Below are 610 nucleotides of genomic sequence, written 5' to 3'. Positions count from 1 at the left end.
CGCGAGCGCATGACGACGCAGGACGTCGAGGCGATCACGCCGCAGACCCTGATCAACATCCGCCCGGTCGTGGCGTCGATCAAGGAGTTCTTCGGCACCTCGCAGCTGTCGCAGTTCATGGACCAGATCAACCCGCTGGCCGGGCTGACGCACAAGCGACGGCTGAACGCGCTGGGCCCCGGTGGTCTGTCGCGTGAGCGGGCCGGCTTCGAGGTGCGTGACGTGCACCCGTCCCACTACGGCCGGATGTGCCCGATCGAGTCGCCCGAGGGGCCGAACATCGGCCTGATCGGTTCACTCGCCTCCTACGGGCGGCTCAACGCCTTCGGCTTCGTCGAGACGCCGTACCGCAAGGTCGTCGACGGCAAGGTGACCGACCAGGTCGACTACCTCACGGCTGACGAGGAGGACCGTTTCGTCAAGGCGCAGGCCAACACGGTGCTCAACCCGGACGGTTCGTTCGCCGAGGCGCGGGTGCTCGTGCGCACCAAGGGCGGCGAGACCGAGCTCATGCGGGCCGAGGAGGTCGACTACATCGACGTGTCGCCGCGCCAGATGGTGTCGGTGGCCACCGCGATGATCCCCTTCCTGGAGCACGACGACGCCAACC

At 67.7% G+C, this 610-nt stretch carries 1 pseudogene; it reads left to right on the top strand.

From position 1 onward, the window contains the following. Positions 1-610, top strand: a pseudogene (locus HTZ77_RS44925) (DNA-directed RNA polymerase subunit beta); the annotation flags it as partial.

This window comes from Nonomuraea montanisoli (assembly GCF_013363975.1).
GTDB lineage: Bacteria > Actinomycetota > Actinomycetes > Streptosporangiales > Streptosporangiaceae > Nonomuraea > Nonomuraea montanisoli.
The sequence above is the reverse complement of the archived record's forward strand: the minus strand, read 5'-3'. Positions and strand labels throughout refer to the sequence as shown.